The 19,320-nt window shown below is 52.4% G+C and carries 19 protein-coding genes; 14 read left to right on the forward strand and 5 right to left on the reverse strand.

The features are described 5' to 3' along the window. Positions 1-34 precede the first annotated feature (34 nt). Positions 35-832, reverse strand: coding sequence for a flagellar basal-body rod protein FlgG (flgG, locus tag SH668x_RS04490; protein ID WP_437187501.1), 798 nt, complete (start codon positions 830-832; stop codon positions 35-37). A 5-nt stretch (positions 833-837) separates the two neighbouring features. Beyond that, the gene (locus tag SH668x_RS04495) at positions 838-1,578 is read right to left on the reverse strand and encodes a flagellar hook-basal body protein (RefSeq protein WP_437187502.1); all 741 of its coding nucleotides are present in this window, start codon (positions 1,576-1,578) and stop codon (positions 838-840) included. Positions 1,579-2,031: 453 nt separating this feature from the next. On the opposite strand from SH668x_RS04495, the gene SH668x_RS04500 reads away from it, so the two are divergent. The 12 genes from SH668x_RS04500 to dapB all read left to right on the forward strand — a co-directional run bounded on the left by SH668x_RS04500 (position 2,032) and on the right by dapB (position 12,232). Then, positions 2,032-2,541 carry a flagellar basal body-associated FliL family protein gene (locus SH668x_RS04500; protein WP_437187503.1) on the forward strand — a complete coding sequence of 170 codons (510 nt, stop codon included), beginning with the start codon at positions 2,032-2,034 and terminating at the stop codon, positions 2,539-2,541. A 193-nt stretch (positions 2,542-2,734) separates the two neighbouring features. Next, positions 2,735-3,673, forward strand: a complete 939-nt coding sequence (locus tag SH668x_RS04505; protein ID WP_437187504.1) for a FliM/FliN family flagellar motor switch protein — start codon at positions 2,735-2,737, stop codon at positions 3,671-3,673. 67 nt (positions 3,674-3,740) lie between these two features. Continuing rightward, on the forward strand, positions 3,741-4,160 hold the full coding sequence (fliN, locus tag SH668x_RS04510; protein ID WP_437187505.1) for a flagellar motor switch protein FliN: 420 nt from the start codon (positions 3,741-3,743) through the stop codon (positions 4,158-4,160). After that, complete coding sequence (locus tag SH668x_RS04515) at positions 4,157-4,834, forward strand: hypothetical protein (protein ID WP_437187506.1); 678 nt, start codon at positions 4,157-4,159, stop codon at positions 4,832-4,834. Before fliN ends, SH668x_RS04515 begins: the two co-directional genes overlap by 4 nt. A gap of 41 nt (positions 4,835-4,875) precedes the next feature. Then, entirely contained in the window at positions 4,876-5,553 is a 678-nt protein-coding gene (gene fliP / locus SH668x_RS04520) for a flagellar type III secretion system pore protein FliP (RefSeq protein WP_437187507.1), read from the forward strand. Next, a complete protein-coding gene (locus SH668x_RS04525) occupies positions 5,553-7,721 on the forward strand; it encodes a flagellar biosynthesis protein FlhA (protein WP_437187508.1) in 2,169 nt (722 codons plus the stop codon). Before fliP ends, SH668x_RS04525 begins: the two co-directional genes overlap by 1 nt. 61 nt (positions 7,722-7,782) lie before the next feature. Next, entirely contained in the window at positions 7,783-8,004 is a 222-nt protein-coding gene (locus tag SH668x_RS04530; protein WP_437187509.1) for a hypothetical protein, read from the forward strand. 76 nt (positions 8,005-8,080) lie between these two features. Continuing rightward, complete coding sequence (locus tag SH668x_RS04535; protein ID WP_437187510.1) at positions 8,081-8,797, forward strand: sigma-70 family RNA polymerase sigma factor; 717 nt, start codon at positions 8,081-8,083, stop codon at positions 8,795-8,797. 809 nt (positions 8,798-9,606) lie between these two features. Further along, a complete protein-coding gene (locus SH668x_RS04540; protein WP_437187511.1) occupies positions 9,607-9,903 on the forward strand; it encodes a hypothetical protein in 297 nt (98 codons plus the stop codon). Beyond that, positions 9,900-10,580 carry a hypothetical protein gene (locus SH668x_RS04545; protein ID WP_437187512.1) on the forward strand — a complete coding sequence of 227 codons (681 nt, stop codon included), beginning with the start codon at positions 9,900-9,902 and terminating at the stop codon, positions 10,578-10,580. Before SH668x_RS04540 ends, SH668x_RS04545 begins: the two co-directional genes overlap by 4 nt. A 260-nt stretch (positions 10,581-10,840) precedes the next feature. Beyond that, complete coding sequence (locus SH668x_RS04550; protein ID WP_437187513.1) at positions 10,841-11,326, forward strand: YfcE family phosphodiesterase; 486 nt, start codon at positions 10,841-10,843, stop codon at positions 11,324-11,326. 105 nt (positions 11,327-11,431) lie between these two features. After that, positions 11,432-12,232, forward strand: a complete 801-nt coding sequence (gene dapB, locus SH668x_RS04555) for a 4-hydroxy-tetrahydrodipicolinate reductase (RefSeq protein WP_437187514.1) — start codon at positions 11,432-11,434, stop codon at positions 12,230-12,232. A gap of 81 nt (positions 12,233-12,313) precedes the next feature. Here the strand turns inward: dapB and SH668x_RS04560 are convergent, their stop codons facing one another. The 3 genes from SH668x_RS04560 to SH668x_RS04570 all read right to left on the reverse strand — a co-directional run bounded on the left by SH668x_RS04560 (position 12,314) and on the right by SH668x_RS04570 (position 15,052). Continuing rightward, entirely contained in the window at positions 12,314-13,201 is an 888-nt protein-coding gene (locus tag SH668x_RS04560) for a purine-nucleoside phosphorylase (RefSeq protein ID WP_437187515.1), read from the reverse strand. Beyond that, entirely contained in the window at positions 13,201-14,136 is a 936-nt protein-coding gene (gene fmt, locus SH668x_RS04565) for a methionyl-tRNA formyltransferase (protein WP_437187516.1), read from the reverse strand. The genes SH668x_RS04560 and fmt overlap by 1 nt, the downstream gene beginning before the upstream one ends. Before the next feature lie 172 nt (positions 14,137-14,308). Further along, entirely contained in the window at positions 14,309-15,052 is a 744-nt protein-coding gene (locus SH668x_RS04570; protein ID WP_437187517.1) for a metallophosphoesterase, read from the reverse strand. Positions 15,053-15,346: 294 nt separating this feature from the next. On the opposite strand from SH668x_RS04570, the gene SH668x_RS04575 reads away from it, so the two are divergent. Then, a complete protein-coding gene (locus SH668x_RS04575) occupies positions 15,347-16,606 on the forward strand; it encodes a formylmethanofuran dehydrogenase subunit B (RefSeq protein WP_437187518.1) in 1,260 nt (419 codons plus the stop codon). A gap of 218 nt (positions 16,607-16,824) precedes the next feature. Beyond that, a complete protein-coding gene (locus SH668x_RS04580; RefSeq protein WP_437187519.1) occupies positions 16,825-19,281 on the forward strand; it encodes a hypothetical protein in 2,457 nt (818 codons plus the stop codon). Positions 19,282-19,320: the final 39 nt, after the last annotated feature.

Genomic DNA, 19,320 nt, shown 5'->3' on the forward strand with positions numbered 1-19,320 from the left:
CAGTCAGCGAGATTCAGTTCAGAGAGACGAAGGACTAGCGAACGATTCCAGCAGACGTGGAGAGCATTTCATCCCCTGCGCGGATCGCTCGTGAGTTGATTTCATAAGCACGCTGGGCGGCGATCAGGGAGATCAGTTCTCCGACGACTTCGACGTTTGAGCCTTCAAGTGCTCCCTGACGAAGCGATCCCATCCCGTTGATTCCTGGGTTAGAAAGCGTCGCAGTTCCAGAGGCGGGTGTGGCTGCGTAGAGATTTCCACCTTCACTCGAAAGACCGGCTGGATTGCTGAATCGTGCGAGTTGCAGTTGTCCTAACTGGACAATGGAATCTGGCGTTCCGGAGAGCGATCCTGTAATCGTTCCATCAGTCCCGATAGTAATACTGTGCAGGTCGACACCGTTTTGGATCGTGACTGGTGGATTGATCAGAAAGCCATCTGTTGTGACGAGCTGGCCGTTCGAATCCATGCGAAAGGCACCATTGCGGGTGTACCGAGTCTGTTGATTCGGCAGCAGTACGGAAAAGAATCCATCCCCCTCGATCGCGATATCAAGAGGGTTATTGGTTTGTTCGGTTGTGCCAGGCGTGAATACTTTTGTCGTACCGACTGGTCGTACTCCACTTCCAATCTGTAAGCCCACCGGAACCTGCTGCGAGGCAGAGACGTTTGCCCCCGGTTGTTTGATCGTCGAGTAAAGCAGATCTGCGAAATCGAGGTGACTCCGCTTGAATCCCGCGGTGTTGACGTTGGCAAGATTGTTGGCGGTATTGTCGATCAACATTTCTTGCGCCTTCATTCCAGTGGCGCTTGTATACAGGGCTCTTAACATGACTGCTACCGTCCTTGCATATTAAGGTATTTGCCGATGGACTCGCTGAGAGTCGTCATCGACTTCTGGGCAGCTTCATGCTGCCGTTGAGTCGCGATCAGATCGACCAGTTCCTGAATGGGAGAGGCGTTTGATCGTTCTCTGGTGTTTTGGGAGACCGTCGCAGGGATCGGAGTTGGGGGAAGATCCTGCGGAGCGGAATACAGCGTCGCACCGGCCGGTTCGAGTTTTTGTAAGTCGGAGAAGGTGACGATGTGCAGCTTTCCAACGGGATTGTTCTCCGCGGTAATCGTCCCATCCATCGCGACACGAATGGACGAGACATCCGTGTTAGGCGGAAATGTGATGGGACCATTTGGCCCGAGGACCTGAAGGCCATCAGCCGTCAATAAATTCCCTGATTGGCCCAGTTGAAACGCTCCATTACGAGTGAAAAGCGTTCCTTCCGGACCCTGAATTGAGAAAAATCCTTCCCCTTGAATGGCCATGTCTAATGGATTTTGAGTCCGTTCCATGAAACCCGGGGTGAAATCAATCAGCATCTTTTCAGCGGTGTGAACCCCCTGTGATTCAAAATTGACCGCTTGGTGCATTTCGTCGCTAAACCGGGATTCACGGCTCGAATGAACAGGCATCTGTCGACGATGCCCGGGCATTTGTAAATGCGCCAGGTTCTGTGAGATCGCTTCATGACGAACTTGCGAGGCGTCCATAGCTGAAGCTGCGCTTAATAATCCGCTTATCATATTAACGGGCTCAGCAGTGATAATTTTATAGGGGTGTTTTTAACGTTGGACGACATCGAATGGCGCTATTGGTTTCGCAAGCGAACGATTCGCATGAGATGCGATCGCGATAATCGTTCGCATGTGTATGTTTAAGAAATGAAACTGTCCTGTTTTTTGTACGAAATCAGCATAATTAGACTGATCGGCACATCTTCCCGTCGCGCTGTAGGCGAAATGGTTTGTGCGATTGTCTTTTCTTTGTGTAGAACCCTGCACTTCACGTCACTCCAAGAATTGACGCGGATTAAATGCCCCCAAGATCCCCTGATGTCTCGATGTTGTCAGAAATCAACAAGTCGATCAGCGATTGCAGATCGTTACCCGAAAGCGATGCCAGTCCAGTGTGTCGAACTGATCATTGTTTTGACGAGCTCCGAGTTCGAACCTCGATTATTTAGGTAAGTATCCACCATGTCAGAAATCGAAAAAACGGATGCTAAACAGTCCTCAACCGCCGGCGGAGGTGGCGTTCTGGTCTGGGCTATGATCGCGCTCGTCGCAGCGGGTGTTGGCGTTGCGGTGCCGTTTGCAGTGAAACTACTCGCTGCCCAATCTCACGGCCATGGGGGAGGGAGCGGAACTCATACAGCGAGCTCGAATGGGATGAAGTTTCTTCCGTACCGCGAAGTGACCGTCAATCTCGATGAAGCCCGCATGAATCGATATCTGCGAATAAAGATCGTCCTGCATATCCGGGAAGCGGATGAAAAGCTGATTACAGCTGCGATCGCAAAGAACGATCTGATTCTTCGCAACTGGATGGTCAGTCATCTGTCAGACAAAGAGTTGGACGATATTCGTGGCAAAGCGGGTTTGAATATGTTGCGACGCGAGATTCGTGACTACTTCAACTCGACACTTTTCGATGACAAGTACGAACGGATCTATGATGTCTTGTTCGACGAGTTCAATGTTCAATAGGAGGTGACTTTGCGTTCGATCGTCATCAGTCCAGCGTCACTCGATCAGAATTTTCGACAAAGAAGTGATCGCGACCAGTTGGGCAATCGTCAAGTTAAATCTCTGATGTAAACCGGTTCCGGAGTCTGCTGCAGAAATTTGGACCAAGGGATTTAGCCAAGCATTTCATCTTCCCACATCTCTTCCTAGTGACATGTCTCAAACTCCTCAACCGCATCTATTAGACTTCTCTTCCCCGCGACGCCCCCCATCGTCTGCGATGCGGCAACTTGCACATTGGCAATCGCGAATTTGTGATCAGGTTCAGGAAAGTTGGGGAACACTTCTTGCTCAAAAGGTTCTGGTGCAGGCAGCATCGGTAAAATCAGTGCAACTTCAAAAAGGGCTTGAAGAACTTACCGCGGAAGCTGTCGGAGTTTACTTTTCGATCGGTGAAAACCTACTGCCTTCGATGCTGGTGATTCCAGTCCGGCAAATTCATGGGCTCATCGCCGATCTCCTTGATCTCCCCGGAGAAGGTTGGCCAGTACCAACGCCATTAAGCGCAGCAGAAGACTCGATGTTGGAACTGTTGTTTCAGAAATTCGCAGACGCGATTGGAGAATCCTGGCCAGACACGCATCCCCTCAAATGCAATTTTCTCGAGACCACCTCCAAGCCGCAACGAACAAGAGTGTTTTCTGTCGGAAGTGCGTTGTTTCAATTGGATTTGAAAATCTACTCGCGATTTGGCGAAGAAACCTGCACTTGGTTCTTGTTGAAAGATGAAACTGAAGAATTGATTCAGTTGCATTTCGGAACGCCGTTAAGCGACGTTCGCCAATGCCATCCCGCTCTCGAAGAACTGGCGGAAAAGATTCCCCTGGAAATTCGAGTGGAACTCGGGACCGTAGCATTGAGCATGCCCGAGGCTTCTGGGCTCGCAGTGGGAGACGTCTTGATTCTGGATCAAATTGTGAGTCGTCCTTTGATTGCATTCGTCGAAGGACAACCGAAATGGGCAGGCAATCCAGTCAGAATCGGTTCTCGTCAGGGATTTGAAGTGACCCACGTGCTATCCAGAGAAGAGATTGCCTCCGCGTTAAAAAATGGTGTGGGCTTCAACCGAGATGCTGTGAAGCAGGCAGAGTAATTGACTCGGTCACTGTGGTCAGTGAGCGAATCGAATTGAAAGTACTGAAGTTTCGTTGAGCAGAAAAATGGTCGAATGGATGTCGACCGGTTCAGTCCAGAGAGCGGGTAAATACATGGATGTTGAAAAATCACGATCCGATGGTCCGACTGACGTATATCCGGTCGAGTTCCCAACTTCTGGAGGACCACAGTTCACTGGGACAAAGCTCTCGTTGGATCGATTCTATGACGTCAATATGACGATCAGCGTGGAGTTGGGCAGGGTGACGATGCCCATCGGGGATCTGCTCCAACTCGCGGAAGGCTCCGTCGTCCAGTTGGAGCGGGCCGTCAGTCAGCCAGTTGACATCATCGCACAAGGGGTTCGATTGGCTCGAGGAGAAGTCGTCGTCGTCGAAGATCGATATGCAGTCCGAATTACTGAAATCGATTCAGCAAGTCATTCGCAGACCGGAGATTCTGCACAGAGGATTCTCCGGAAATGAAAACGATCCGAATTGTTGCGATCACGTTTTTCTGGCTGCTGACCCTCTCCGAAGGGGGAGGAATCACTGCATTCGGTGAAGATGCTTTCGTTGCAACAGATCGAATTCAACCTGTTTCGTTCTCGCTGTTCGAAGACTCAGAAGTAGATTCCTCGATGAATTTCGGGGAGAAAGACCCCGTTAAAACGAGACGGGATCGTGTTCAGAAGGTTCAGCGCTCGGCTGGACTGGAGGAAGAAGCGAAAGAGCAAAAGCGAAGTCAATTACAGACGTCGTTTGCCAGCGATGGAAAGACGTCCCTGGCGATTCAGGAAAACCTAACCGGCGACATCGTGAATCTGACAAAGTGGACAATCATCACGATTGTGATCGGAACGTTAGTCGCTGTCGGTTTGAAGAAGTTTCAGGAAACAAAAGTGAGCCCCGTCTCTCATCGGAAGATCCGGGTTCAGGAGACACTGCTGATTAACCGGCAGCAGATGTTGAAACTCGTTGAAGTTGATGGGGAACGATTCCTGATTGCGAGTGATCAGAGTGGCATCAAAGCGGTCACGTTATTGCCAGCGTGGCCTCAAATGGATCAGGAACGGGACACGGCGTTCCCGAGTATTGGTGATGAACCAGCATCGTTGGCTGCAATTGCAGGAAGCATTGTGCAGCGGCAAGCCGTTTAATCGAGAGTGTCAGCTACTTTAGTGAGATCGTCAGGGATGACATGATCGAACCGACAACAGCCAGTCGTATTCTGGAGTCAGAAGCGTTTCAGAACTTGTCGCCTCAATTGAAGGTGGCATTGTTTCTGGGAGCGATGGCGTTCCTGTCATCGGCCCTTGTCGCCATGACCGCATTTACACGAATCGTGATCGTCCTCTCCTTTGTCCGACGAGCACTCTCCACTCAAGAAATCCCACCGACACAAGTCATTCTCGGTTTGTCTCTATTTCTAACAGCCTATGTCATGGCTCCAACGTTCCGGGAGATCGAATCCAAAGCAATCGTTCCCTATCTGGATGGGACGATCAATGGGGCGGATGCCTGGATGAACGGTTCAGATGCCCTGAAAAGTTTCATGCTGAAACAAACGCGGAAGGAAGAGCTGAGTCTGTTTCTGGAACTCTCCGGTTCAGACGGAATTGAATCGCCTCAATCGACCCCCATGACCACGCTGATTCCAGCGTTCATCTTAAGCGAACTGAAAACCTCATTCATTATGGGGTTCTGCCTGTACCTCCCGTTCGTGCTGATTGATCTGGTGATGTCCATCATCCTCATGGCACTCGGAATGATGATGATGCCCCCGGTTGTCGTCTCGACTCCCTGCAAGATTTTGTTGTTCGTTCTGATGGATGGCTGGCAGTTAATTGCCCGCTCGCTGAGTTTGAGTTTTGCCTGATGACACACAGAGCCCTTTTTCAAGCCAACTTCACTGCTGAGAACTGCCATCGAATTATGAAACCGGAACTGACAACTCGATCCAACTGGCTCTACCAGAGTGAAACTCTGCTGTCGATGGGGCTGTTGGGCGTGCTTGTGATCATGTTGGTTCCGTTACCACCAGCGCTGCTGGACATGCTATTGGCTGTCAATCTCAGCCTGTCGATCCTCGTGATTCTAATTACTTTAAATACGAAAAAACCTCTTGAGTTTGCAGTGTTTCCTTCACTGCTTCTGCTACTCACTCTGTTTCGTCTTTCCTTAAACGTCGCGACAACCCGGCTCATCCTATTGTCAGGGCACGCGGGATCGATCGTGGAAGCGTTCGGTAATTTTGTCGTTGGTGGAAATCTGGTTGTCGGCCTCGTCATCTTTCTGATCCTCATCGTGATTCAGTTCGTTGTGATCACGAAGGGCTCGGGGCGTATTTCTGAAGTCGCTGCACGGTTTACTCTGGATGCACTGCCCGGTAAGCAGATGGCAATCGATGCCGAATTGAATGCCGGGGCAATCGACGAAGTCACAGCACGTCGACGACGCACAGAACTCGCACATGAGACCGAGTTCTATGGGGCGATGGACGGAGCCAGCAAATTTGTGCGTGGCGATGCAATTGCTGGGCTGATCATCACTGCGATCAACCTGACTGGTGGCGTAATTTTGGGAGTCTCGCGAGGAATGTCGCTGGGTGGGTCGATTACGACTTACTCCATTCTGACGGTCGGTGATGGATTGATCTCACAGGTTCCGGCATTGATCATTGCGACAAGCGCAGGGATTCTGGTCACGAAGACGACTTCCGATACCAGTCTCGGTCAGGAAATTGAAACTCAGTTCTTCCGGCAGGAGCGCCCTCTGTGGGCGGGTGTCGGCATTCTGGTTCTGCTTGCGTTTTCGCCTGGCATGCCAGCAATCCCATTTCTTGCAATCGCTGGAGGGCTGGTCTTCTATTTGATGAAACGCAAGAAAGCTGATTCGAAGAAAGCAGCGGTCGAAGAACAGACGCAGGTGTCTCAGCCAGCGTTCGCAGAAAGCAGTGTCGAAGATGAAATGCGGGAGTTTCTCTCGACTGATCGTGCGACTATAGAAGTGGGCCCGCGGCTTGTCGCCTTGATCAATCCCAAGTCGACGAAGGGTGTCGCGGAGAGGATTCGAAATCTGCGCCTCGACTTCTCTCGCGAAAAGGGACTTTGGATTCCTCCTATTCGCGTGCGGAGTAGTCTGCAACTCGAACCTGATCAGTACCGCGTCATGATTGCCGGACGGCAGGTCGGGGGCGGTACTCTGCTCGGGGATCGGCAACTTGCTATCGCTCCGGAACATGTTCGAGTCGATATTCCCGGAATTGCCACTCGCGAGCCTGCATTCGACCTCGCAGCGAAATGGATCGATCCTTCGCTCATCAACCAAGCGGAAGCACATGGATATACGGTCGTTGACGCGGTGAGCGTGCTGATCACCCATCTCGGAGAAATTCTGAAACGTCATGCCCATGAGTTAATCACTCGTGAAACGCTCAAGCAAATGCTCGATCGGGTGCGCGACTTTGCTCCGACAATTGTCGATGAACTGAAAAGTGAGTCCGTTCGGATGTCGGTCCTGCATCAGGTCGTTCAGCGTTTGGCGGAGGAAGGTGTTCCGCTAACGGATTTGACACTCATTCTTGAAGCAGCGGCGAATCATGGTCCGCATTCAAAAACCGCGGACGAGCTCACTGATCGCGTCCGTGAAGATCTCGGGCGTCTCATCTGCGATCGCTTCAAGTCTTCGGAAGGACATCTCCGCATCATCGCATTTGATCCCAAGCTGGAGTCAAAGTTGCGTGAGTCGCTACGGAACGGACAACTCGCCATTGGTCCTGTGCCGCTCGATGCATTGATGCGAAAAGTGGGAGAGATCTGGCAGAACAGCGTGCGACACGAGAAGACACTCGCGCTTCTGACAGACAGGGCGTTACGACGTCCTCTCAGGCACTTGCTGATGCGGACCGCTCCCGGAATGGGATTTATTGCCTACCAGGAAGTTCCAGGAGAAATCTCTCTCGATCCAGTTGAGATTCTTTCACATGCAGACATTTTTGCCCACGACGAAGGGCGAATTCCATCAGCTGCCACCGCAGCTGCCTAATTTTTGAATCCCCAATTAGCACTCAATTGACACTTATCTCGAAGACAACGTGGTGCGAGACATGCAGCCAGCCAGTTCACATTCCAACAGTTCCTGGGCGATTCCGATCGGACTCCTGGCGGGGTCCAGTGCGACATTACTCGGAGTGCTGATGAATCTGTCTCCAGAGATGATTTTGCTGAGGTCAGTCGTCGCGGGAGTCGTCGCAACGTTGATCGCCTCCTTGTTCTCGATTGGTTGGAAACTCGTTTCACCCGCTTCCGATGATGAGGAAATCATTTGAATGCGGAAATCGCATGTCCGCTCGAAGTAATGCAGCATGTCAATGAATCAAGTCTTTTGAAGAACTGTCGTCCCAGATGAACGCGGCTGTAAAAGCGTACCAGAACGTCGCCAGAAAAGAGCTCCGTGATCAATTGATCACAGAGCATCTGGACTCGGTACGCCATGTTCTGGGGCGGCTGACAGCAAGATTGCCTGGATTCATTGATGAAGAGAATCTCGAGGCTGCTGGATTTTTAGGGCTGGTCGAAGCAGCGACGAACTTTGATCCCGCTCGTGGAGTGGAGTTTCGAACCTTCGCGTACCACCGGATTCGCGGTGCGATTCTGGATGAGCTGCGTCGCAATTGCCCGCTTCCACAGCACATTCTCCAGCAGTGGTCACTCATTCAAGCATCGATTGCAAAGCTTGGAGAATTGGCAACGTCGCAGTCGATCGCGGCAGCTTGCGGGATTACCGAAGAAGAAGTTACTCGCTGTGTCGCTGCCGTTCGTCTGGCACAGCCTGAGTCATGGCGGGCGGAGATGACATTGATTCGAGGAGAACGTCATGGGGCGACAGAGGTTGATCTCAGCGTACGACTCGATCAGGAAGAAGAACGCCAACGGCTCACTGCAGCCATTTTAAAACTCCCAGAGCAAATGCGGTCCGTGTTGGCGATGTACCACCTCGAGGATATGCGGCTTGCAGAAATTGGAGAAGTCATGGGGCTTTCAGAATCCCGTGTGTCACGCGTTCTGAATCAGGCCATTCTTCAATTGAGAGCCATCTTCGGAAATCGGATGTTGGATTAGTCGTCGAATTTTGGAATGCGTGTACGAGTTTTCCCCCGCCAGCCTCACAACCCTTTGGAATATGATGTCGCGTCTCATTGAATCCAGCCCCGTTTTATCCGGCAATCAGATACGCCTTGCCTCACAACCTGTTCGGATCGCTGAGAAACAACAGCAGGATGCACCGGTCATCACTGTCTGTAAGGAAGGGAATCTCGTGAAGGAGATTCAGATTCGATGTCCTTGCGGGGAAGTGATTGTTCTTGATTGTCTTTATGAAGTTGTGTCCTCGCCACATTCCCACAATGCAACGTCATTCACGCCTCTCATTTGATTCGCACAGAGGAAGTCATCCGGAATGATTCAGGATGAAAAGCGTTGAAGGAAGAAACATGCACCTGAATAACCCCTTGCATCGAACCTGCTTGAGCGTTTGCTGTGGCGTACTGATAACATTCTGTGGCTGTCAGACGATACGGGGGAATGCGACGTCCTTCAATATTCCGCAGAACGTGGCTCCACCGCTGTCGACATCTCCCTACAGAACATCCACCATTGCGAACTACCACCTCGCGGGGGCTCCGACTGGACTGGATCCTGCTCCTGTTCAGGCTGTCACCCAGATCACACACGCAGTTCCGCCACAAGAAAGTCCAGCTGGCTTTCAAAGGCCCCTCGATGCCGATGTAACAACGTCTTGGGTGAAAACGGCTTCCAGTCCCGAAAGGCCATTTGAGCAACCTATTGAAGTGGCAGTGCACAAAACAAAAACAGTGATCCAATCTGAGCTGGTACCCTGTTTGCCTGCGGATGGGGAATGGCGGCAGCGCATGGAGAATCAACAGGCGGAGATGGCCGCGAAGGTCGATTCGCTGGATGAGGATCTCCGGAACGCGAGAGCATCGTTGCAGGCGGTGAACCAGACCTTGCAGCTATCTCAGGGCGAGATTACAGAGCTCACTCGAGAAGTCGCTCATTGGAAGGGCGAAGTTCAGCGGCTCGAAACGGAAATGAAGACCCAGCAACTTGCGGATCTGAAATCTCTGGATGAACTGACTGCGACAATGCATCAAGTGTTGTTGCGACAGCAGGGGACTCAGACGAACGTCAATGCGGTGATTCCATGATGATTTCATTCAGCTACCTCCCGGAAACACCTGTGAGAGGATCATTCGTCTTCGCAATGCTGATCGTGTCGCTGAACCTCCCGGGGTGCTCGCTGAAGAATCCACGTACACAGGAGTGCGAGAAGGTTCAGGTCGGCGGCCGAAGTGGAATAGAAGAAGCCGCTGTTCCCCGGCGATATTTCGTTCAGGCTGCGTCCCCTCTATCGATTAATGGAGCTCCGGGGGATTTTGCCTACGAGATTGTGGCTGCCCTCAATACCGAAGAGAATTGCTCTGCCTACTTGCTGCCTCCGGGGATGTCATTGGGAACACCTGACTCACTGTCTCAGGAGTTTCAGGATTGGAAAATGCATCTCGGAGCAGACGTGACGATCGACGAAATTCTGATCGTCAACGTGACAGACGTCGTCCCGTTTCGACCAATGAGACTGAGCGCATTCATCGAAAGACGCTCTGCCGATTCCGGATTCAGCATCTCAACACTGCACCGGACTTGGAATGCACCAATTGATGATGAACCTCTTGATCCTCACCCGTTCAATCGTAAGGTTCTACAGCGTCCGCCACCGCTAGGACTCGTGCAGCACCATGAACTTAGTCGATTGAGCCCGAAGACGTTTCAACGCAATGTGGCAACGCAGATCGGGAGCGAACTCGCTCAGTTGCCCAGAGAGTGATTCGCACTCGGAACTATTTTCATGGACCGAATGATGGCTACCTGAATTGCCCCCGCATGTTTGAGCACCTTGCGGCGAAGCATCTCGCGATTGACATCGTCGAAACGTCCGCCGTAGTTCATTAAACTGCTCAGAAAAAATTGATCGCCCATTCATTGTTGTTGAACGATATCGATGGATGTCAAAATCGGGACGTCGGCTGTGTTCAATGAGGATCAAGATTGCTGGCGGGATGGGGCGAAATTCAAGAAGGTGATGTCATGAAAATCGGTGTGGTCAGCGATACCCACGGGAGCATTCAAAACACGTTGCAGGCAGTCACTAAACTCGCTGACTACGACCTCTCAGCGGTTTTGCACTGTGGGGATATTGTATCGGCCGGAATTGTTCCGTTGTTTGTCGAATGGCCGACACACTACGTTTTCGGAAATTGCGATACCCACACTCAGGATCTAAGGCTCGCGATTCAGGAAGCGGGTCATTTCTGTCATGGCCGATTTGGTGAACTCGATCTTGGGGGAAAGAAGATCGCGATGTTGCACGGAGACGATTACTCAAGATTTGAGGAAACGGTCAACTCCGGAAAATACGATCTTGTCTGCTACGGTCATACCCATCGATATGAATTTCATCAGGTCGGCCCGACCCTCGTCTTGAATCCAGGGGCACTTTTCCGTGCTGACCCGTATACCTTTGCTGTTGTGGATCTGGATTCCATGCAGGTGACGCATGTTCCCCTTTCGTAGATACGCTGCCGTCGAAAATTTGTTATTCTGTGCTGCAGCGAGATGAGATCGGCTCACTCATCTCCCACAACAGAAGATCAACTGAACGAGATAACGGAAATTGGAATGTCTGACGTGATTCGAATTGCGATCAACGGCGCTGCTGGCCGCATGGGACAACGATTGGTTGCATTGGCTGCCGCTGATCCGGCGTTGAAAGTTGCTGCCGCACTCGAGCACGCAGGAAGTTCTGCTCTCGGCAAAGACGCGGGTGAGGTCGCAGGGATCGGTTCAATCGGGGTGGCGATCACATCGGAACTGACAGAACGAGTTGACGCAGTCATCGATTTCTCTGTTCCGAAAGCGGCGATTCACATCGCAGGGATCTGCGCTGAACGAAGAATTCCTCTTGTGGAAGCGACGACAGGCCTGTCGCCTGAGCAGAAAGAAATTATCCTGTCGACTGCACAGGAAACCGCAGTTGTTTTCTCACCCAGCATGAGCATGGCAGTGAACCTGGCGATGAAGCTTGTAGCGCAAGCGGGTCGCGCACTCAAGGATCTTCCAAGTGGCGTGGATGTGGAAATCGTTGAACGCCATCACCGCTATAAGGAAGATGCTCCCAGCGGGACCGCATTGAAGTTCGGTCAGATTGTCGCCGAAGAGATGGGACAGACAGAGCACGTCCACGGGCGAGAAGGTCAGACAGGCAAACGCCCACAAAACGAGATTGGTTACCACGCATTGCGAACCGGTGACAATGTCGGCGAACACCAGATCATTTTCGGAATGCTCGGCGAGACACTTGAAGTGTACGTCCGTGGGCAAAGCCGCGACAGCTATGCCTACGGTGCGTTAGCTGCTGCGAAATTTGCTGCTGGAAAACCTGCAGGACTTTACACGATGTCAGATGTACTCGGACTGTAGTGTCCGTTCAGCGATGAATTCAGCCCTCGTTCGATCATCGGACGAGGGCTTTTTTTGTGAATGCTGATGATCGGGAGCGTGTCAGCGATCCTCGGACGCCAGTGACCGGAAATACTCGCAAAGAAGCTTGGTAAACGCGGGGACCGTCTGCTCCGCCGCTGAACAGACATGTTCCGCGTCTGTTGTCTGAGGGGTGTCAGGAGTACACAGATTCGTGATGGTCGCGATGCCGGATACTTTCATTCCCAGTGCTTGGGCAGTCATTCCCTCCGCTACCATCGACATGCCGACCGAATCGGCAAATTGACTTAGAAACCGCTGTTCGGCGCGAGTTTCATAATTCGGTCCAAGTACGGATAGATAAGTCCCTGTCCGGGATCGCACACCAATTTCATTGGCGATTCGGCAGAGAATGGCCGTCGTTGCGACGTGATAAGGAGATTGAAGTATTGAGTCCTGTTTCGGGTGAACCGGAGTTTTCGGATGCTGAAGATTCAAATGGTCTCTCAGAAACATGAGATCCCCGACACACATTCCAGAGGACAAGCCACCCGCAGCGCATGTCAGAATCAGTTCCTGAACGCCTAATGCCGCGAGCAACTGCACTGGGTACGTCACATCGTCGGTTGAATAGCCTTCGTAAAAATGGAACCGACCTTGAAGTACAAAAACTGGAACCCCTTCCAGTCGTCCACAGACGAGTCGACCTGCATGTCCCGGCGCAGTCGATTTTCTGAAGTGCGGAATCACCTCATAAGGAATGATTTCATCGACCGATAATTCATCAACGAATCGCCCCAGTCCACTCCCGAGGATGATGGCAATGGAAGTTGAACTCGAATATCGCTGGTGAATTGCCTGAACAGACTCTGCGAGCCGTGATCGAAGGACCTCCGAATCAGCAGAGACCTCATCCCGAATCAGTCGTCGGGATTCGAAGAAATTGAGAAACTCAGACCGATCTGTCATCACTCGCGTTCGAAACGTCCTGCACTAACGGGAGTCCCTCGGAGGAAATCGTCCGCATTCATCGCCCGCTTTCCAGAAGGCTGAAGTGAATTGATTTTGACAACTCCATCGCCCGTTCGGACATGAAGTTCATTGTTGAAAGCCGCGACCGTTCCGGGGGAAGAAGCGAGTAACTTCGAATTCTCGCAGGGGTCGACATCCAGCACTAACAAGCGGATCGGTTTGCGGTCAGGCAGGTGGAGAAAGGTGAAGGGCATTGGCCAGGGTTGCATGGCCCGAACGTGCCACCCAATCTCCTGACTCGTCAGGTCCCATTGAATATTTCCTTCGTCTTTGCGGATCTTCGGAGACTTTGTGACGAGAGCGGTGTCCTGCGACAGTTGTTTGACATTCCCAGATTCAATGTCGCTCAGAACCTCAATCGTCAACGGGGCTGCCAGTTGGGCCATCCGATCATGCAGTTCGCCACTGGTTTCTTTAGGACCAATCTGAGTTTTAACGACTCCAAGAATCGGGCCAGCGTCGAGTTTCGGTTCGATCTGGAACACCGTAATCCCCGTTTCAACTTCCCCTTTCCAGACGGAATACTGGATTGGGGCGGCTCCGCGATATTTTGGAAGTAGAGAGCCATGCAGGTTGATCGCACCGAGCCGCGGGATTCCAAGCAGGTCTGCGGAAAGGATCTGACCATACGCTGCGACAACGAAGATGTCTGCCTGAAAATCCCGGAGTCGCTGCAGACTCTCTGGCGCATTTGCCTTTTCAGGCTGAAAGACCGGGATCTGATGGGCAATGGCCAGCTCTTTTAATGGATTAACGTGCTGGTGGTGTCCTGCGCCGACGCGATCGGGCTGAGTGACGAGGCCAACGACCTGATGAGTCGACTGGATGAGCTCCTGGAACGCTGGGTACGCGAAGGCGCCCGTTCCCATCATGACAACTCTCAACGACACAATCACATCCCCAGCTGAAGACTACTGAATCGCATTGTGAAATTCCGATGGTTGCGGCCCGATGGTCTTGACGGGCGGTTTGGAATTTCAATGCTGCGGGGATCTTAGAAAATCACACAGTTGGCGAAAACAGCAGTTCTGTGTGATCGAGAAATTACCGGGAAAGAGGCGACAGTTCCGGGATGTCAGATGTATCGACCTCTCTGTGAACGATGCGGAAATTTCCTTTGCCGATCGGAGCCCCGCAATTGTGGAACGTGATGTCACCGAGCTGGTAATTGTCGATCGGGCGATGGGTGTGTCCGAAGCAGACATGCTTGATTCCCGAGTCCGGGCCATGTCCGATTTGATCCATATAAGAGAGGATCCGTTTTGCGACCGTTTTTCTCGGATAGGCCGCAGTTGGAGGGAGCAAATGCAGGTTCGCCTTCACCGCCATGTCATAGAGTCGGTGCTGGATCGGGGAGCGTGAACCGTGATGAAAACTGTCTCGTTGTTGCTCCAGTCCCTCTGCTGTCATTTTTCGGTCTGCCACATCCCCGTGGAGAAAAAGGGTGTCGCCCAGGCGGTGGTAAAAACGACTCCATTGGAACCGAGGGAAATTTGAAGCCAGCGTTGGGAGTCGTTCGTGCATCAGCGGATGGTCGTCGTGATTCCCCAGTAGGAAATGGATCTCACAGTTTCCGGTACTGTTGATAAAGGTTTGCAACCACTCGATCGCTGCGTCTGCGGTGGCATCCGGCGAGCGGTAGCGGGACCACCTGAAATCGAAGATATCGCCCCCGAGAATACAGCGGTCCGATCGTTTGGACGCAGCGATCAATTCGTCGAAGTGGCTGTAAGCTGTGGAACGACTCGCGAAGAGATGTAAGTCTGAAACAAACGCAAAAGTTGCCATAGCAAAGAACTTCAGGCTTGGTCCTCTGAAAGACACTTCTCAAAGCAAGGTTCGACGCCTCGATCGAAGTGTTGATGCATGAGTCGCACCGGAAATTCTATCGAGAGATTCACTGAAAGAAACCACCTTGATTTTGATTTCTTGAAATTCGGTTGGCGGTTTATTCTATAAACTGCTTAAATTCATCTTGCAATTGGAGTGCTTGCAGCGACTTATGTCACAAAATTCAGATTCATTTTTCTCTGCAGCAGCGACAACTACCCGCTAAGACGACAGGGTGCACGGGCGCGATCAATGGTGATTTTTCGAGAGGTAGCTTGTTCACTTTGCGGTTGCGTCTGTGATGACCTCCAGCTGCAAGTTGAAAAGAATCAGATTGTCAGCAGCCAGCACGCCTGTCCGCTGGCAACGTCGACATACCAGAAGTTGAATGCGTTTCTGCCCCCAGTGGCCGAGATTGGTAGCGAGGAAGCGTCGCTGGAAGCGGCAGTCTTCGAAGCGGCGGAAATCCTGAAGAAAAGCCGCGCTCCAGTGATCGCAGGTCTTCAGGGAATGACCACTGAGATTCATCGAGCTGCCATTCGGCTGGCTGAGCAAACTCGCGGAGTGATTGACACCTCCGGAAGTCCCCTTCTCACCGCTTCAACACTGGCATTTCAGCAAGTTGGGATGTCCACCTGCACACTGGGTGAAGTGAAACAACGGGCCGATCTTGTGATCTACTGGGGGGCAGACCCGGTCGTTGCTTTTCCCCGCCATTTGGAACGCTATACCGCGGATCCTGTCAGCGAATTCCTTCCTGAAGGGCGAGCGAACCGGACGCTATATTTGATCAATGATGCGGCTACTGAGACGGAAAGAATGGTTGATGTCTCGCTGCGTCTTGATCGCAGCCTCAATCATTCCTCTGTCGCGGCATTGAGGATGCTTGTGCGGGATGAACGCTGGGAACCGGAAGGCGAATCGTCGCTTCCAATGAACGACTTGCGTCAATTGGCCGCACGTATGAAAGGCTGTCGATACGGTGTGGTTTTCGTTGGCAACGACTTTGCTACGGACGCGACCAGTCAGGTGGCGTTCGAATCGCTTTACCGGCTGGTGACCGAGTTGAATGGTTTCAGCAGATTCACTGTTCGGCCCATGGGAAATCCGGGAGCGGAAAACGTAGTCACCTGGCAGACCGGATTTCCGTTTGCGGTCAGTTTTCAGCAGGGCTTCCCTGAGTATCTCCCCGGCGAATTTTCGGCAGAATCTCTCCTTTCAAGGGGGATTGCTGACTGCTGTGTGATTGTGGGAACAGGGGCTCTGGAACACCTCTCGGAAGCATCTGTTGAACATCTCGGCAAGATCCCAACAATCCGGCTCGATTTGTTGCATCAATGCGTGGCGATGGGGTCGTCGGTCCGGATTCGCGTCTGTGTTCCGGGAGTTCATACGTCTGGCACCATTTACCGGATGGACGATGTCGCGATTCCACTCAAAAAAGTGTGCGATTCTCCCTATCCGGCAGCGGAAGAGGTGTTGAACGCACTCTCTGCCCAGCTGGGCCAATGAGGCGTAGGCGAAGAGCCGGTGTCTGACCAGTTGCTGGAGTTTCGGACAACGGACTGTGTTGATATGATCGGCTGGCTTCGAGTGTGTCCTGTTGAGGAGTTTTCAGTAAAACGAGTTGAGCTGGAAATTCTGAAACCGGCTGCCCTGGTCTTGCCTGTAATCACCTGACAATCGACAATCTGAAAGTTCACCATCGCTGAGAATGATAAGGGTTGCGATTGTACTCCCAAGTTGCCACTTCCCTGATTACTCCTTTCATGGTTGCTCCTTCGTTGGCGCAAGTTGGCAATGAGCTGACAACCTCTTCGATCGAGTGGGATCTTCCCTACGTCTGGACGGACTGGATTCCGATCGTACTGCTGCTCCTCGCGATGGGGACGACAATCTGGTTCGCACTGAGAGACCAGCGGATCGTCGGACGGGGTTGGTCAATTGCTCTATCCTGCTTGCGTCTCGTCTTTCTCGCCACTGCAATTGTCGTCGCACTCAATCCGCACGAGCGGACACAAACCGATGCATACCGTGATTCCCGGGTGATCGTTCTGGTCGACAAGTCCCAATCGATGCAGCAGCCGGAAACAGATCCTCGCAATACAACTGAAACACCGCGGACGCGATCGGCTGCGGTGGTCGAACTCCTCGATAAGACGCCTCTCATCGAGAAATTGCGTGAACAACATTCGGTGGATGTTTATGCGTTTGACTCGGATGTCAGTGAACTGCTCTTTCGATTTTCGAGCCGATTTGATGCTTCCGATGGGAAATCAATCTCATCCGCCGCGATCAATCAGCCTGCAGAAAATGATGTGAAACCGGATTGGCCGAAGATGGTTGAGCCGACCGGGATGACAACCCGGCTGGGCGATTCGCTAGATACGCTGCTGGTGGAAGCAAAATCACCAACTCTCTCTGGCGTGCTTCTGCTCAGTGACGGCTCATCGAACGCTGGTCGCGATGTTCAGGTTCCTCGAGATCGCGCGAAAGAGCAGGGGGCTCGACTTGTTGCGGTCGGTGTCGGAAGCACCGAACCACCTGTGAATCTCGAAATTGCTCGCATTATCGCGCCGACGGATGTTCAGAAGGGAGATGCCTTCGAACTGTCGGCCGTTGTCCGAGGGACAGGAGCCGCTGGGAAAAGTGTGACGGTCGAGTTACTCCAGCAAGGCCCCGATGATCCTGAACCGACCGTCGTCTTGCAGCAGGACGAAACGCTGGGAGAAGACGGGGCGTCAAAGGAATTCACGTTCGACCTGAAGCCAGCTGATGGGGGCACATTCGAATTTACTGTTCGCGCCCGGTTGCAAGGGGGAGGCGAAACACGTGAAGACGATAATCAGCTCACTCGATCGGTCAACATTTTCGATCGGCCGATGAGAGTGTTGATTGTCGCAGGAGGACCATCCCGGGATTACCGTTATGCCCGTACGATTCTTTATCGCCATCCGTCGATGGAGACCAGTGTCTGGTTGCAGTCTGCCAGTCCAGGGGTCAGTCAGGAATCAGATGAGTTGCTCTATCGGTTTCCTGATACCATTGAGGCTCTTTACGAATTCGATGTTCTGCTGGCCTTCGACCCAGACTGGTCGATGTTGACTCCAGAACAGCATCAAAATCTGACGAACTGGATTTCCAATGAAGGGGGAGGGCTGCTGGCGGTCGCTGGCGACGTCTTCACTCCGGAACTGGCCGGTGACGATGGTCTGGATGCAATTCGAAAGCTGTACCCGGTTGTTCTTGAAGAGATCAGTTTGCGATTGAACAGCCGCGAGTCCGCGAAGTCAACGTTTCCACTGGCGTTCACGCAGGAGGGGCAGGTCGCTCAGTTTCTGAAGTTGGTCGAAACGGGTGAAGAAGACGCATGGAGTCAATTCCCCGGAATCTGCTTGGTCTATCCAACTCAGGGAGCCAAGGCTGGGGCGACTGTTTACGCCGAATTCTCCGATCCCCTGTCGCGAGGCAATGGAGGGCAGCCAATCGTCTTTGCAGGCCAACGCTATGGGCAGGGGCAGGTTTTGTATGTCGGCAGTCCTGAACTCTGGAGGCTGCGGTCAGTCGATACAGCTTATCTTGAACGACTCTGGACGAAATTCGTCCGCAAAGCTGCTGAAGGTCGTTCCAAGCGTGGACTTCAACGCGGAATGTTCTTGCTGGATGGCCGGGAATTTGTTTTGGGGCAGACGATTCCCCTGCGCGTTCGCGCTCTGACGCCGCAGTTTCAACCATTGGTTTCTGACGTGCTGACTGTCGATGCATTCACAAGCGGAGGAGCACCCGTGGTCCCTTCTCCACAACTCCGCCGTGATCCGTCACGCCCCGCCGAATTTGCTGGCGACTTCCGTCCTCAGATGCCCGGGCGATACCGTCTCGAGTTTGATTTGCCGGATTCCAGCGAGAAAGTCACGACGGAAATCGACATGCAGCTTCCCAGACAGGAAGCTGCGTCGCTGGTGCAAGATGTTGAAGTGCTCAAGCGACTTGTTGATGGGACAGCGGGGGAGTATCTCCGGCTGGAAGATGCAGTTACCAGAGTTGCAGACCTGTTTCCAAACAAAGGGGAACGGGTGATTGTCGATCAGCGGATTCAGGAACTCTGGGACCGGGGATGGATGATGGGGTTGCTTGCCTTGCTGTTATCTCTGGAATGGTTGACCAGAAAGTTGTTGAAGTTGGCGTAACGTCATGCGGATGTTCGAGATTTCGTTCCTTATGAACCT

The organism is Planctomicrobium mucosum (assembly GCF_051466335.1).
GTDB lineage: Bacteria > Planctomycetota > Planctomycetia > Planctomycetales > Planctomycetaceae > Planctomicrobium.